Origin of the sequence: Streptococcus suis, from assembly GCF_019794615.1 — a bacterium.
In the GTDB taxonomy this organism is placed as follows: domain Bacteria; phylum Bacillota; class Bacilli; order Lactobacillales; family Streptococcaceae; genus Streptococcus; species Streptococcus suis_AI.
Genome location: NZ_JAIMDU010000049.1, coordinates 1 through 13,664, shown reverse-complemented (window position 1 = coordinate 13,664; position 13,664 = coordinate 1). Strand labels below are relative to the sequence as shown.

Here is a 13,664-nt window from a genome sequence, read left to right as displayed (position 1 = left end):
AAAAACAGAACTTAGTCTGAGACTAAATTCTGTTGATTTTATGCAGTTTTCTCAGAGTAACTTCTGGAAGAACGGGAACTAGAACTTACTTTGAGAATTTACCGAAATCTAATTGAAAAATTAGCCTATTTTTACAGGAATTACCTACTAATCTGTTAGAATTTTGTTTAAAATCACTTGCCAATCAATGTAAATATTGCTAAAATATTCGTATGAATAGCGTAGAAAAATCATTAAACGAAAACAAACATGCCTTACACAGCCTTGTCGTTTTTCGAAGAGCAGCAAACACCATCTCAAAGAAAGAAATGGAAACCATCAGAAAATATGGATTAACAGTTGCACAATTTGGAGTATTGGAGGCACTCTATAACAAAGGTGAACTGAGAATCCAAGACCTGATTGATAAGCTATTGAGTACTTCTGGAAACATGACGGTTGTCATCAAAAATATGATTCGCGATGGCTACATATCTAAAACAACTGATTGCAAGGATCGCAGGGCTTTTCGTATTGGACTAACACCTTACGGCCGAGAAACCATTGAAAAAATCCTACCTGATCATTATGCACATGTAGGGGAACTCTTTTCCGTCCTCAGTCAAGAAGAGCAAGATCAGCTAGCTGAGATTTTGAAAAAATTTAAAAACTAACTAAACTTACTATTGCTAACTAGTGATAAAAGAGTTATACTAAACCTATCAAATTATTTTAAGGAGCTATTAACTGTATGGCAAATGTTCTATTTTTAGTTGGTTCTCTTCGCGAAGGAGCTTTCTCTGCTGAGTTGGCAAAATCTGCTGAAAAAGTGTTGGAAGGCAAAATCAAGCGTTTCATATCTTGATTGGAAAGATATTCCTCTATTTTCACAAGACCTTGAAGCAGATGCTCCTGCTTCTGTAACTGCAGCTCGTGAAGCAGTATTAGCAGCAGATGCAATTTGGATCTTCTCACCAGTTTACAACGCTGCTATCCCAGGTACAGTGAAAAACGTTCTTGATTGGCTCAGCCGCTCACTAGATCTCACAGATACACGTGGCGCTTCCGCACTCAACGAAAAAGTTACGACTGTTTCAGTTACATCATTTGCACACCAAGAAGATGCTGCAGCTCAATACCGCTCATTGCTACCATTTATTCGCACAAATTTTGTTGATGAAGTAACACTTGCAACAAATGGTGCTCCTGCTGATGAAGTTCAACTTACAAAACAAGCAGACGCACTTCTTGCAGCAATCAACTAAAACCATCTGACGATCGTTAACCTCCAACCGAGCCAAGCATGCTCGGTTTTTTTGCAATCAAAAAGCTATAGAACTGGCTACCTCCCTTAAAAAGGACTACACCAAAATTCTATAGCTTTTATTTGTTATCACCTAAACTGATATTCGATGATGAATTTACTCTCCAATCATCTTTTGGTATTCAATTTTAATGCATCGGTTCATGACAATCTGGTCTCGACCTGCCTGACGAAGGATTTCCTCGGCTTCTTGATTTTCTAATCCGAGTTGTGCCCAAAAAATCTTAGCATCCGTTTCAATAAATTCACGAGCAACGTCTGGGAGAAATTCACTCCGTCTAAAGACATTAACAATATCGATGGAGAGAGGGATGTCTTTGAGACTTGCATAAACAGTCTCACCAAGAATCGTTTCTCCAGTAGACCGTGGGTTTACTGGAATAATCCGATACCCTGCATCCTGCATAACACTTGAAACCCGATAGGCTGCTGTTTCTTCCCGATTGGATAAGCCAACAACCGCAATGGTTTTAGCTTCTTTGAGATAGCCGAAAATAATCTCTTGACTAGGATTCTGAAATGCATAGGTCATATGTTTCTCCTTTTACTAAAATCATCAAAACCAGTTGATAGGAAACTTACTTTTTAGAAATTTGATAAACGACATCCTTCAACTGGCCAATTGCCTTTTTCAACAAGGTCCTATCCTTATCAAGTCCAGGGTCAAGGGAATAATAAATCGCTCCAACTACGACAGAATCATCATAAGAACCAGTAGATTCCATTCTGTAAAAGGTTAGTCGAGCCAATTTCTGATCCTTCATAATCTGACGTCCGACCTGCCATTCCTGACCTGCAATTTGAACGATTGTCTGTTCTGAAAACTCATGATTGGTTTCTTTCATTCGAGCAGGCAATTCTTCGGGAGTCATATTACGCCCTTCTTCCAGAGGAGATTTATTAAAGGCATTGATATTATAAAGTTGGACCATAAAGTTGCTAGATCCATCTTTTACATCATAGACAGCAACGTAAGTTTCATCCTCGGTATTTTCCGTATTAAGCGTCCAATTACTTGGAATATCGTAGTAACGATAATACTCCTTAATATTTCCATTCTCATCCTTTTCAGCAACTCCATTATTGGCCGCATGAATTTTGTGACCTTTTTGAGTTTCATCTGCCGGTGGATTCGGACTCACGACAACAGTTTCTGCGTTGGCCAAAACAGTCAATGTTTCATTGCTTGTGTCTGTCTTTTCCTGTAAGATAGGTAAGGTTGTTGAAAACTCTTCTCCGGATGGACTGGTTTGTTGATTTGAACTTGACTGTTCGTTTTTTCCACACCCTACTAAAAATAAACTAAATACACTTGCCAGAACAAGTAATTTCTTCATCATTTTTCTCCCTTGTGCTTATTTGGCTTCATACCAAGTCTCACCTTCATTTTCATCCGCAATCAATGGGACTGACAACTGAATGGCCGACTCCATGGTCTCCTTAACCATAGCTTTTACTGTTTCCAGCTCTGCCATAGGCACCTCTAAGACAATCTCATCGTGTACCTGCAAGAGCATACGGGTTGAAAGGCCTGCTTCTGTCAGTGCCTTATCAAGATTGATCATGGCTACTTTGAGAATGTCAGCGGCCGAACCCTGAATCGGTGAGTTGATAGCCGTCCGCTCCGCGAAATTTCGGACATTGAAATTCCGAGAGTTGATATCTGGCAATTCCCGACGACGCTTGTAGAGCGTTTCTACGTAGCCCTTATCACGTGCTTCTCGCACAATGGTTTCCATGTAGTTTTTGATACCAGGGAAACGTTCAAAATAGGTATCGATATAGGCTTTTGCTTCCTTACGTGTAATCCCCAAGTTATTGGAAAGACCGAAATCAGAAATTCCATAGACCACACCAAAGTTGACGGCCTTGGCATTCCGACGGTCATTTGGTGTCACATCCTCTGCCTTTTCAATCCCAAAAACACGCATGGCTGTTGACGTATGAATGTCAGCACCCTGTTGGAAGGCTTCAATCAAGTGTTGGTCTTGGGAAATATGGGCCAATACACGCAATTCAATCTGTGAATAGTCCGACGCCAAGAGGACACTATTTTCAAGCGAAGGGACAAAAGCCTTACGAATCAAACGACCTTGTTCCAGACGAACAGGAATATTTTGCAGGTTGGGATCCGTCGATGAAAGACGACCTGTCTGCGTCAAATCCTGCACATAGCGGGTATGGATCTTACCATCTTGTAAAATGGCATCCTGTAAGCCGATAACATAAGTAGACTGAAGCTTGGTAATCTGACGGTAGTCCAAAATTTTTGAAACAATTGGAGCGATTGGTGCCAACCGTTCCAAGACATCCACTGCTGTAGAATAGCCTGTCTTGGTTTTCTTTGTATATTCCAAGGGCAAGCCCATATCCTCAAAGAGAATAGTCCCAAGCTGCTTAGGCGAATTGATATTAAATTCTTGACCAGCCAACTCATAGATTTCCTTGGTCAACTGCTCAATCAAGACTTCATTTTCAGCCTGCATGGCTTTTAAGGTCTCAACTTTTACCTTGATTCCAGCAATTTCCATCTTGGCTAAGACATTAGCAAGCGGCAACTCTATCTCAAAGAGAAGATCGGACTGCTGGTTTTCCTCTAACTTGGCCAACATCGGTGCTTCTGTCTCCATCAAGACCTGCACCTTGCGGGCCAAATGTGGGAAGAATACATCACGCTCAGGCAGAGCCAATTTCGCACCTTTGCCGTATATTGCCTCGTCAGGAATCAAGCTGGTCTGCCCATAGAGATGGGCGATGGTTGTCAGCGCATTGTCGTCAACTGTCGAAAGCAAATACTTGGCGAGTCGGCTATCAAAGGTTGCAGGTGGCAAATCAATCCCTTTACGAGCAAGCAAAACCTTACCACGCTTGAAATCATAGGTTTTGATAGGCTGGTGTTCCAGAAAATCCTTCAATACCGGACTATCCAAAAGCTCAGGACCACCAACATAGATTCCATCCTTGTCCCCCCAAGCCAGACCAACTACCTCTTCTCGGTGGTAATTTTCCCCCAAGATTTCAAAGTAAAAGAATTGGTCTTTTTTGAACATAGCAGAGCTGACTTCGGACACGATTTGAAAATCCAGTACTTCTTCCTCATGCGTGTTCGTCGTGCCTAGCTGGGCCCGTAACTGTTTGAAGCCCATATCATCATAAAACTGACCCAACTCTTCAATCCTTGGACCTTGATAAACAATGTCATCCAAACCAATTTCAATCGGTGCTTGCGTATCGATGGTCGCAAGGGTTCGAGAAAGAAAGGCCTGTTCCTTATCTGCAATCAGGTTTTCTTTCATTTTAGAGGCCTTCATGCTATCGATATGTTCATAAATTCCTTCCAAGGAACCAAACTCGGTTAGAAGCTTCAGACCTGTCTTTTCTCCGATTTTCGTCACACCAGGAATGTTATCAGACTTATCTCCCATAAGGGCTTTGAGGTCAATAAACTGTGTTGGCGTGATGCCCATTTTTTCCATGAGGTAGGCAGGGGTAAATTCTTCGAACTCGGCAACCCCTTTCTTGGAAATTTCCACAACGGTGTTTTCATCCGTCAGCTGAATCAAGTCTTTATCACCGCTGACAATGGTCACATCGAAAGGAATGTCTGTCCGCTCTGCCATTTTATCCAAAGTACCGATAATATCGTCGGCTTCGTACTGGTTCAGCTCATAGTGCTTAATCCCCATGGCATCCAGCATTTGGCGAATAAAGGGAAATTGCTCACGGAACTCATCTGGAGTTTTGGCACGACCTGCTTTATAATCCGCGAACATCTCTGTTCGGAAAGTTGTCTTCCCTGCATCAAATGCCACCAAAATGTGAGTCGGCTCAATCCGCTTCATCATGTGATCCAACATCAGGTTGAAACCATAAATAGCGTTGGTATGAAGGCCAGTCGGACTCTTAAACCGATCGATTTGATGATAAAGTGCAAAGAAAGCACGAAAGGCTACAGAAGAGCCATCAATTAATAATAATTTGTTTTTATCCATAGAACTATTATAGCATGAAAGTCCTAAAAACCCATAGTGAAGAGGACTTTATATTGGTGTAGAATCCAACAAAGTTTGGATAGAAAGTACTATTATTCTGTAGAATCTTGATGGTCTAACTAATAGTGTTATTTTTCCTCCATATCAACTAAATCCGACTGGATTTCCTGATCTATCTTTTCATTTGAATCATTATACTGTGAGACAGTTTCGACTGTTAGCCTCGCGTTTTCTATACTTTGTTCGTTTTTTGATTCTTTGTTTCTATCTAATTCTTTCTTTATCAACTTTCCTAAAATATAAACTAATATGATAATAAATAAAAAAAATACAATTGTTAAACCTATTATTTTAAAAAAATCTTTTAAGTTTAATTGTTTCTCTAAGTCTAAAAATGGGGAAATGAAAAGTAATACCGAATATTCTGCAATGTAAAAAGAATTAAAAATAATTTTTGAAATTGAAGCATACTTTGTAATATATTTTTTTTCTTCGCTACTCGTATCAGACTCAATAATTTTAAATACACTATCTAAAATATAGTTAACACCTATTCCAACCGCAACAGAATAAAATGTCTTAGCTATTTCAGACAGCGAGCTTTTGCTACCTAGTATTGATATTAATAGTGGCATAGTTATAAAAATGCAAGACATGATTCCAATTGAATAAGTAAATGGTAATTTAATAATATTATTCTTGAATGATTCATAAATTTTGATTAGAATTTTACAAAAAATAATTATTATAACCAATAAAATAAAATAACTCAAAACACCAAGTTTGTATGGTAAGTAAATAAGGCATAAATTAGCAAGAATACTCGAAGTCAAAAACGTAAATTGATTTTTAACATCTTGTAATTCACATGCATGTTTCATTTTTTTCATTCTATCTCCTCTTTCAAAATTACTGAAATGATTGTATCAGAACTTTAATATTATTTCAATAATAAACAAGTTGATATAGAAGAGACTGGCAAAATCTAAAATTTGAGCCTTTCGGTTAAAATTTAAACAATCAAAAATAGCTTAGAATCAACGTTTTTGATGATGAAATTCTAAGCTATTTCCTATTTTTTGGTTTTTTTGCCCAGCCTCAATTTCCTTTATTTTTTCTAACTTCAACACATAAAAATACTTACACATAACATAAAAATTACTAAATTTTCATTTTTTTCTGTTTTTCTACTTTATTAAATACAAAATCTACTCCAATAGACTTAGATATTAATAAAAATATTAGCCAATCTTTTATTTTACAGACCGGCATATTCATTGTGGATTTTTTAAAAATAGTTAATTTAGTTGCTTACTTTTCGAAAACAACATAAAAAATAATTATCTCAAAAAAGCTCCCAAAACACTATCATATCAACGTTTAGAGAGCTTTATTGACTGAAAAATTGTGTAGTGTATGGCATAGAAATGGAATAATTATTGTTAATCCTCTTTTACTTCTCCCTCAATTCCCTTAACTGTTCCATCCCCACCTTCATCATCTCTTCCTCAACTTTACTCCATTTTCCAAAGAGACACTCTTGTAGCACTTCAGCTGCGGGGCCTTCATCAGTTTCAGAATCATAGATACAAGTCCTGTCTCTTTGATAAATCTGAATACAGTCAAAGAGTTGCTCTCTTTCTAATTCCCTTAGGTTATCAACTATGTTCTCTACAATCCCATCGTGGTGTTCTTTTGGTGTTGCTCTGGCCTGATTGGGGTCGATGGCATAAAGCTCTTCGTAACGAATCAAGGTGCTGAGATAAGAAAGCTCTGGTTTTGTACCTATCACAGCTATAGAGATTTGGTATCCTTTTGATTTTAATAATTGAGCTGTTTTTCTTGGGACTTCCGTCGTTCTCAAAGTTCCTTCAATTAACAAATGATAGCCTTGCATGCTGAGTTCATCGACTAGATGCTCTACCATTTTTCCTGCAAATCCCTTGGTATAGTCCACGCTGTCCTTGCCATACTTATCTTGCAGGGCTAGGTAATGTGGATGTTGGGGACGATAGCTATCACCATCAATGATAATGATATTACCTTGAAATTCATTTTGCTTGATTCGATGGATAGTCGTCTTACCTGCTCCGCTTTGTCCACCAAGCAAGATAGCTTTCGGTTTATCTGGAATCGTCTTTCCTCGGGTTAAGGCCCGAATTGTTCGCTGCAATGCCTTACGAAACTCAGTCTCACTAAATTCTTCCAATCTCATTAAGCTACCACCCGATGATGCACCATGTCTAACATCCGCTCGATACCGTCTAAGTAGCCATTATAACGCTCGATTTCATCGAAAGTATCGACAAGGTATATTTTCGTATGGATCAATTCAGCCAAATCATCACTCATCAAAATCCAAGGATTGGATTCATCATCAAAAGCAATATCTTGACTATCCTGATATCTATAAAGCTGTGATAATATGGCTGCTCCACGTTCTTTGATCACTTCAATTTTTAAAGTCAGTTGGTAATCTTCAACAGGTGTTAACATCTTATCCTCCCCTACAATATCGACATAAGAGACGTTAAATTTTTGACAAATGCGGTCGATGAGTTCTGTTGAAATGGTGCTGGTTCCATTTTCATAACGACTTAAGCTATTGCGTGAAATACCAACCATTTTCGCAAATTCTGGTTGTGTTAAATCATGTGTTCGGCGTAGTGATTTTATATTGTCTCCAATCATAGATATAGACCTCCTCGTATATATTTTCATTATAACACAAAAAATATTTTCGCACCAATTTTGGTGCGTAAATATATTGCTATTTTTAGATGGGTGGACGCCTAATCAATTAGAAAAACCTAGCAAAAGCTAGGTTTTTTCAAAGTTTATCAGTTAAAAAACAGAAAAAGCTCCATAAACGCTGTCATATCAACGTTTAGAGAGATTTGTTGACTGAAAAATTGTGTAGTGTATGCTTGATTCTGGCTTTATACTTGGCTTGAAATCTGAGATTTTATGGTATGTAGTTACCTGATCAAATAGAAAAACCTAGCAAATACTAGGATTTCTCTTTGCGATAATAAATGTTCTTTGCAACAACCATACTATGTGGTTTTTCATATTCTTGATCCAGATAGGTTTGATAGGTGCCAGGAGCGATAAATCCTCGAATACCAAGGATGTCCGTACCCGCTTGTCCAATGACTGAGTCTGCCAAGAGGACACAGTTGGTGGATAAGACAAAATAGGTTTTGAACTTCGATTTTCTAAATTTAAATAACTCAGCACCGATTTCTTCTTTGATACGAAAGGCGTACATTTCAATCGCTTGTCCATCGGCAGTTTTTGATACTTTTTCAGAACTTGGATTCCAAGGCACCAACAGCTTGTCAATCTCATCCAACCGTTCTTCAATAGCTTCTTCTTGTTCAGGACTCAATACCATCTGGTAACCAAGCATGGTCATCCCCTCCTGGGTACAAAAGTCAATATAGGCTTGGCGCTCAGCTTTAAATAAAACACCATCACCAATCGCCCCTCCCAGACATTCCGACAAGACATCATAAGAACCATAGCCATAGACCCGCCCTTTGTAACTCAAATCAACGTGCCCTACAGCCCCAAAACCTTCTTCACCAACATGTACAAATACTTCTAAAGATGGAGTAACAGAAATGTCTTTATGACGATTATAGGCTGCCTGTGCTGTCTGATCTTTATTGTCTGCTAGAAAGTCGTTGACTCTTTGTAGAGTCATTCGAGGAACAAGTGCAGCAATAAATAACGGCAAAGTCAGTCTCACATGACGTTTGAGACTCTGTTGTTCAATTGACTCTTCAAAAATGAATCCGTCACGTAGATTGGTCAATCCATATAACACAAGGTAGCTCCCAATGATAAATGTCTGAACAACTAGTTGAGTCCCAGAAACAAACAAAGACGCCACGCCTTGAATGGACAACCAAATTCCATCCATTAAAAAACGAATTCTCGGCTGCACACCATCTTTTTTATACAAGTAAAATGTGATAAAATTTATCACCGCTGTAAACAGCTGGTATATACCAATGAAAATCGCCGCAAAATACAAGGGAATCTGGACAGCTAAATCAAGACTGGCCAATATCCCAAATAATACCGCTTTTCCTACTAGTGCTATTACACTTTCGCTTGATTTCTTCTTTCTGAAGAAAATCATACTTAATTCATATAGGGCTAGAAAGAATAAACCAGCATGGACAAAGCGAAGAATCAATCCTGGAAATTGCCAACCAGCAATCAGAAAGCCAATACCTATGATGACTAGAATCAGCCCCTCACCAACCAGCTTTCGACCCGTTAAACCTAAATCACTAATCTTTTTCATATGAAGATTATACCATAGTGAGGATAGTAGTCAAAAAGCCAGAGCTGTCTTTAAGAGATCATTACCTAAGTCCTTAATAAATCAAATTGTCCCGACTTTAGGATTCTTCAAATATCTTGTAGTTACAATCCTTGTAGCTATTTATCATTAGATATGCTCCATTTCTTTTAATTTGGCTTCCTATTTCATTTGGTGAATACTCAGTATATACGAAGGAGGGATACACATGTGCACTGTTAAAACTCGGAAAGTTGGAAATTCTCTAGCAATTACCTTTCCAAAAGAATTGAATGTTGAAGAGGGGAAAGAGTTCATCATTTACAAAGGGGTGGATGATGTCATCGTGCTTGCACCTAAAATTCCTATTCCATTTGACAGCATAGAACCCAACATCATAGAGTGTCACTTCGATAACATGGTCTTGCTTGACAATGAAGAATAAGTACATACCACAAAAACAAGACATCGTCCTGATCGACTTTGCCCCCTCACATGGAAAAGAAATCCAGAAACGGAGGCCAGCGTTTGTTGTCTCTAGCCACAAGTATAGTCAGGCAATAAGATTTGTTGCTGTCTGTCCGATTACACATGGCGCAAAGTACTTGGAAAGGCGTGGACTATCTGTCCCTATTATTTCGGATAAGGTAAATGGCGCTGTCAATCCAATGCAGTTATACACCTTTGATTTCAGAGCAAGAAATGCTAGTAAAATCATACAGCTAGACACTTGGACCTTTCAAAAAGTTGTCCAGTTGTACAATTAAATTTTTGGTTGAGAAAAGAAAGAGGATTCATAGAACATAAAGATAATACCCAAATATATTTTTGCACATTTGCTTGATAATTATATTTCAAATAAATGAAAATCGTTCTGTGCAAAATTGAATGTATTGGATTTTCAAAAAATAATAAATAATCATGAAACTTCTCATTGGTAAATTTCTCATTTAGTTGAAAGTCACATACAAATGTTGAATAATTCTGTATAATTTTGTATAATTTATATATGAGGAGTAACAGATCTATCTATGGTGCATGGAATGAGAAGAATGATGAGTATGGCATAAAACGCGAAAAACACGCAAAAATGTATTACGAACAAGTTAGAAATCGTAATAGGAAAACGCAAGTCGCTCGTGTTGCTCAAAATAGTGGATTTCCCGTTTCAGATATTGAAATAATCTTTGACCATATATTTATTAATGAACATGAGTTACATGGAGGACTAAAACGTTTCGATCCTAGTTATGACATGGCAGAGAGCTGGCGACGACTCTCTGAGATGAATGGTCAACATATCCAAGATCATGATTTAATAATGTTACACCATGAGTTGGGAGAATTTCACTTAATGAAACAAGGGCTAAGTTATGAAGAAGCTCACACTAAAATAAACAAGAAATTTAACTATTATGAAGCTCTTAAAGTGTGGCAAAGAAATCGAGGTGATTTATAATGATGATTTTACTTGAAAAAATTTCTAATTCCAAGAGTGTTGGTTACTTCTACACACCTGAAAACTATCCTGGTCCAGGTATGATTGAAATAAACACACAGACTGGTGAGGTTGAGGTTGTTGAACTATCTGCTTATGATAAAAAAGATGGTTATCCTTACTTTGCAAATAAAGCCCGTGGCATTGTCAAGCAGTTGTGGGATACCGGTGAAATGCCCGATGAAAAATTTGTTGCCTATGGGTAACCGATTCAATTGACTCAGAGATTGAAAAATAATAAAAGTTCTCACTTTGATTCAAATTTGTATTAAAAAAGCTTTGAAAAGCATTCATTTGTACGTTTTTCAAAGCTTTTTAATTTTAAAATTTATTTATCTACTCGCTATCTTGCTATAAAAATGTTTAATAAATGAATATATTCCACTATTTTTCATAAGTCAGATTTAAGATCTATTCACCATATCGTAATTCCTTAAACTAATTGTGTTGGTAAATAATGATGCAACAGCGATTCCACACTCCACTCAAAAAGTCGAACAATGATTATGAAAATTTTCTGAAACTAGATTTTGTGAATTAATTCTGAAGCATAATCATAAGATATTTTTTCTTTTAATTCTGTCTCTATCCAAGCTTTTTCCTCATGTGACTTGGCACTGATAGTGATTGCATTATCATCTCTAAATTGTTCTAATACTTTATTCAATACCTCAATTTCATCAACAGTTAATTCTTCATACGAAGCAAATGACGTCACATATTCACCTTGTCCACTAGGGAATGGATTCCATTCAATCATTCCATTCTCAACTAATAATGCATATAAAACTTCTGATTTTTTTGGAACAGGCCCAAAATGATCATGTATATAAGTGAGTCCAGTTAGAGAGACAACATGGTTATAAAAATATGAAAAATCTGTGTAGAACAGTAATTTATTTAACTTTGTTTTCGATAAATACGGAATGCGGTTAGAAAAGTATGAAATGACCTGAATAACTTTCATATAATCAAATAATTTATAACCATTATAATCGTTCGGAGAATCGTCATTAAAGAAAGATACCAACTTATTCATTTCACTAAGCGAATCAATTTCTTTTAATTCAGACATTCTTTCTAAAAATTTTTCTTGAGTTTTTTGATCCAATAAATCCTTATTTATCTCAAATAATTTTTCCATTCTCTGAGGGTTTGATTTTATATCTTTTAAAAAATTACTATTCATTTTAGTAGGAACCGCACCATTTTCATAACGAATAATTGATGATTTCCCTAGACCAGTTACAATAGCAAATGCTCTCTGAGAAAGAGCATACATTTTTCTAATATTTCTAATTTCTTCTGGGGTAATCAAGTCATTTCTTTTTCGATATATTTCAAATGCTTTTTTTATTGCTCTATCATCCAATTCTTCATCAAAGACTTTCTCATGTGTCAACGAATCAAATCGGAATTCAGATTCCACCTCAATATTTTCGTCCCGCACCAAAAAAATTTCTTTATCTTTTTTTACATATGTTTCCATCATTTCCTCCCAATTGACAGCTACTCCTTATATGGTAATGTCCATGGACCATTAGATTTTTTAAAAGACAGTACTTTACATTTACCAAGACTATCTAATTTAATTTTGATGTATACTAACTCTTCATCAATATTTTTACCAAACTCCCAGATATCCGTTCCGTCTCCATTATAATCCTTTGTTGCACCTCTATCGTAATCACGAAAAGTAAGATCAAAAAGTTCCATTTTTGCTAATTCTATATCTAAACCCAAAGAAGTAATACCATCATAAGTTCTTGGAACAAATTCAATACCATTCATACTTAATGATTTTTTGAATTCCAACAAAAATTGATTTATTTCTACTACTGAAGCAATCTTTTGACTCCTTGGCATGAACAACTCCTTTCTTTATTAATAATGTACCATTTTTATTTTAATTTTGCAACCAATTGGGTGCAGAAAGATGCATCGAAATCTATTTTCTCCAATCTAATCTAGAAAGTGGGAGTCGTATTTATGCTGACTCGAAGTGGATGTCGAACATTTATTAGGTAATACAAAGGTATTCTGGTCATGCGTAGTCTTCTTGACTTTGGAAAAACGTGATCAACACTTTTCCATGACAAATCTTCATCAGAATATCGTTTCTGCTTTTCTTTTCAAAGCTACGTAAGCGCCCAATAACAAAGTATATTGAAAAAGGCTCCAAAGTCCTATCGACTCTGGAACCTTTTTCTATTTACATGCTCTTTTAATTTTTTCCTTCCATGGCAAATAAGCCTCTAGCACCTCTTTTTTTGCGAGCGTCTCCTCGTTAGGTAAGTGTTCTAGAAGATAGGTCATATATTTTTCTGCATCAAGGCCGTGTCGTTTAGCAGTTTCCAAAAGACTCAGAATGACAGCTGTCGACTCGGCTCCCTCAAAGCTCTGAGAAAAAAGCCAATTTTTACGGCCCATAACCAAGGTCTTCATTGCTCTCTCAGCCATATTGTTAGACAAGACTAAGTCACCGTCCGAGAGAACGGTTCGGAAAGTGGTTTCGTAGTTGAGGCTATACTCTATTGCAGTGCCCAATTTGGAGCC

General features: G+C 37.0%; 15 protein-coding genes and 1 pseudogene. 6 read left to right on the top strand and 10 right to left on the bottom strand.

Going from position 1 to position 13,664, the window contains the following annotated elements:
- Positions 1-212: 212 nt before the first annotated feature.
- Both K6V43_RS10635 and K6V43_RS10630 read left to right on the top strand, forming a co-directional pair.
- The gene (locus tag K6V43_RS10635; RefSeq protein ID WP_024404963.1) at positions 213-653 is read left to right on the top strand and encodes a MarR family winged helix-turn-helix transcriptional regulator; all 441 of its coding nucleotides are present in this window, start codon (positions 213-215) and stop codon (positions 651-653) included.
- Between the two features lie 77 nt (positions 654-730).
- Positions 731-1,244 (top strand): annotated as a pseudogene (locus tag K6V43_RS10630) (NADPH-dependent FMN reductase).
- 156 nt (positions 1,245-1,400) lie between these two features.
- Here K6V43_RS10630 and K6V43_RS10625 read toward each other — a convergent pair.
- The 7 genes from K6V43_RS10625 to K6V43_RS10595 form a co-directional block, all read right to left on the bottom strand.
- Positions 1,401-1,835: a CoA-binding protein gene (locus K6V43_RS10625; protein WP_222383057.1), complete on the bottom strand. Its 435-nt coding sequence runs from the start codon at positions 1,833-1,835 to the stop codon at positions 1,401-1,403.
- A 46-nt stretch (positions 1,836-1,881) separates the two neighbouring features.
- Positions 1,882-2,643 carry a glucose-6-phosphate isomerase gene (locus tag K6V43_RS10620; RefSeq protein ID WP_261311828.1) on the bottom strand — a complete coding sequence of 254 codons (762 nt, stop codon included), beginning with the start codon at positions 2,641-2,643 and terminating at the stop codon, positions 1,882-1,884.
- Between the two features lie 15 nt (positions 2,644-2,658).
- Positions 2,659-5,295 carry a DNA polymerase I gene (gene polA / locus K6V43_RS10615; protein ID WP_222383056.1) on the bottom strand — a complete coding sequence of 879 codons (2,637 nt, stop codon included), beginning with the start codon at positions 5,293-5,295 and terminating at the stop codon, positions 2,659-2,661.
- 128 nt (positions 5,296-5,423) lie between these two features.
- The gene (locus tag K6V43_RS10610; protein WP_222383054.1) at positions 5,424-6,185 is read right to left on the bottom strand and encodes a hypothetical protein; all 762 of its coding nucleotides are present in this window, start codon (positions 6,183-6,185) and stop codon (positions 5,424-5,426) included.
- A 563-nt stretch (positions 6,186-6,748) separates the two neighbouring features.
- Positions 6,749-7,510, bottom strand: a complete 762-nt coding sequence (gene pezT, locus K6V43_RS10605) for a type II toxin-antitoxin system toxin PezT (RefSeq protein ID WP_222383052.1) — start codon at positions 7,508-7,510, stop codon at positions 6,749-6,751.
- Positions 7,510-7,986, bottom strand: a complete 477-nt coding sequence (gene pezA / locus K6V43_RS10600) for a type II toxin-antitoxin system antitoxin PezA (RefSeq protein WP_222383050.1) — start codon at positions 7,984-7,986, stop codon at positions 7,510-7,512. Before pezA ends, pezT begins: the two co-directional genes overlap by 1 nt.
- 319 nt (positions 7,987-8,305) lie before the next feature.
- Positions 8,306-9,613 (bottom strand): hypothetical protein, encoded by a 1,308-nt coding sequence (locus K6V43_RS10595; protein WP_222383048.1) that lies wholly within the window; start codon positions 9,611-9,613, stop codon positions 8,306-8,308.
- Between the two features lie 226 nt (positions 9,614-9,839).
- Here K6V43_RS10595 and mazE point away from each other — a divergent pair, with 226 nt between their 5' ends.
- From mazE to K6V43_RS10575, 4 genes are all read left to right on the top strand, one after another.
- Positions 9,840-10,055 (top strand): type II toxin-antitoxin system PemI/MazE family antitoxin, encoded by a 216-nt coding sequence (mazE, locus tag K6V43_RS10590; RefSeq protein WP_222383046.1) that lies wholly within the window; start codon positions 9,840-9,842, stop codon positions 10,053-10,055.
- Positions 10,045-10,377: a type II toxin-antitoxin system PemK/MazF family toxin gene (locus K6V43_RS10585; RefSeq protein WP_496108342.1), complete on the top strand. Its 333-nt coding sequence runs from the start codon at positions 10,045-10,047 to the stop codon at positions 10,375-10,377. Before mazE ends, K6V43_RS10585 begins: the two co-directional genes overlap by 11 nt.
- 242 nt (positions 10,378-10,619) lie before the next feature.
- On the top strand, positions 10,620-11,069 hold the full coding sequence (locus tag K6V43_RS10580) for a hypothetical protein (protein ID WP_222383042.1): 450 nt from the start codon (positions 10,620-10,622) through the stop codon (positions 11,067-11,069).
- Positions 11,069-11,314: a hypothetical protein gene (locus K6V43_RS10575; protein WP_222383061.1), complete on the top strand. Its 246-nt coding sequence runs from the start codon at positions 11,069-11,071 to the stop codon at positions 11,312-11,314. The genes K6V43_RS10580 and K6V43_RS10575 overlap by 1 nt, the downstream gene beginning before the upstream one ends.
- Positions 11,315-11,631: 317 nt before the next feature.
- Here the strand turns inward: K6V43_RS10575 and K6V43_RS10570 are convergent, their stop codons facing one another.
- The 3 genes from K6V43_RS10570 to K6V43_RS10560 all read right to left on the bottom strand — a co-directional run.
- The gene (locus K6V43_RS10570; protein ID WP_216806565.1) at positions 11,632-12,597 is read right to left on the bottom strand and encodes a type II TA system antitoxin MqsA family protein; all 966 of its coding nucleotides are present in this window, start codon (positions 12,595-12,597) and stop codon (positions 11,632-11,634) included.
- A gap of 20 nt (positions 12,598-12,617) precedes the next feature.
- Entirely contained in the window at positions 12,618-12,974 is a 357-nt protein-coding gene (locus tag K6V43_RS10565) for a type II toxin-antitoxin system MqsR family toxin (protein ID WP_024404952.1), read from the bottom strand.
- 342 nt (positions 12,975-13,316) lie between these two features.
- The coding region (locus K6V43_RS10560) for an IS66 family transposase (protein WP_222383040.1) at positions 13,317-13,664 on the bottom strand (348 nt) is incomplete at its 5' end.

Coding starts and splice junctions, on each gene's coding strand:
- K6V43_RS10575 (WP_222383061.1), top strand. CDS start 11,069: ATGATGATTTTACTTGAAAAAATTTCTAATTCCAAGAGTGTTGGTTAC.
- K6V43_RS10620 (WP_261311828.1), bottom strand. CDS start 2,643: ATGATGAAGAAATTACTTGTTCTGGCAAGTGTATTTAGTTTATTTTTA.
- K6V43_RS10570 (WP_216806565.1), bottom strand. CDS start 12,597: ATGGAAACATATGTAAAAAAAGATAAAGAAATTTTTTTGGTGCGGGAC.
- K6V43_RS10585 (WP_496108342.1), top strand. CDS start 10,045: ATGAAGAATAAGTACATACCACAAAAACAAGACATCGTCCTGATCGAC.
- K6V43_RS10610 (WP_222383054.1), bottom strand. CDS start 6,185: ATGAAAAAAATGAAACATGCATGTGAATTACAAGATGTTAAAAATCAA.
- K6V43_RS10635 (WP_024404963.1), top strand. CDS start 213: ATGAATAGCGTAGAAAAATCATTAAACGAAAACAAACATGCCTTACAC.
- K6V43_RS10565 (WP_024404952.1), bottom strand. CDS start 12,974: ATGCCAAGGAGTCAAAAGATTGCTTCAGTAGTAGAAATAAATCAATTT.
- polA (WP_222383056.1), bottom strand. CDS start 5,295: ATGGATAAAAACAAATTATTATTAATTGATGGCTCTTCTGTAGCCTTT.
- pezA (WP_222383050.1), bottom strand. CDS start 7,986: ATGATTGGAGACAATATAAAATCACTACGCCGAACACATGATTTAACA.
- K6V43_RS10580 (WP_222383042.1), top strand. CDS start 10,620: ATGAGGAGTAACAGATCTATCTATGGTGCATGGAATGAGAAGAATGAT.
- K6V43_RS10595 (WP_222383048.1), bottom strand. CDS start 9,613: ATGAAAAAGATTAGTGATTTAGGTTTAACGGGTCGAAAGCTGGTTGGT.
- mazE (WP_222383046.1), top strand. CDS start 9,840: ATGTGCACTGTTAAAACTCGGAAAGTTGGAAATTCTCTAGCAATTACC.
- pezT (WP_222383052.1), bottom strand. CDS start 7,510: ATGAGATTGGAAGAATTTAGTGAGACTGAGTTTCGTAAGGCATTGCAG.
- K6V43_RS10625 (WP_222383057.1), bottom strand. CDS start 1,835: ATGACCTATGCATTTCAGAATCCTAGTCAAGAGATTATTTTCGGCTAT.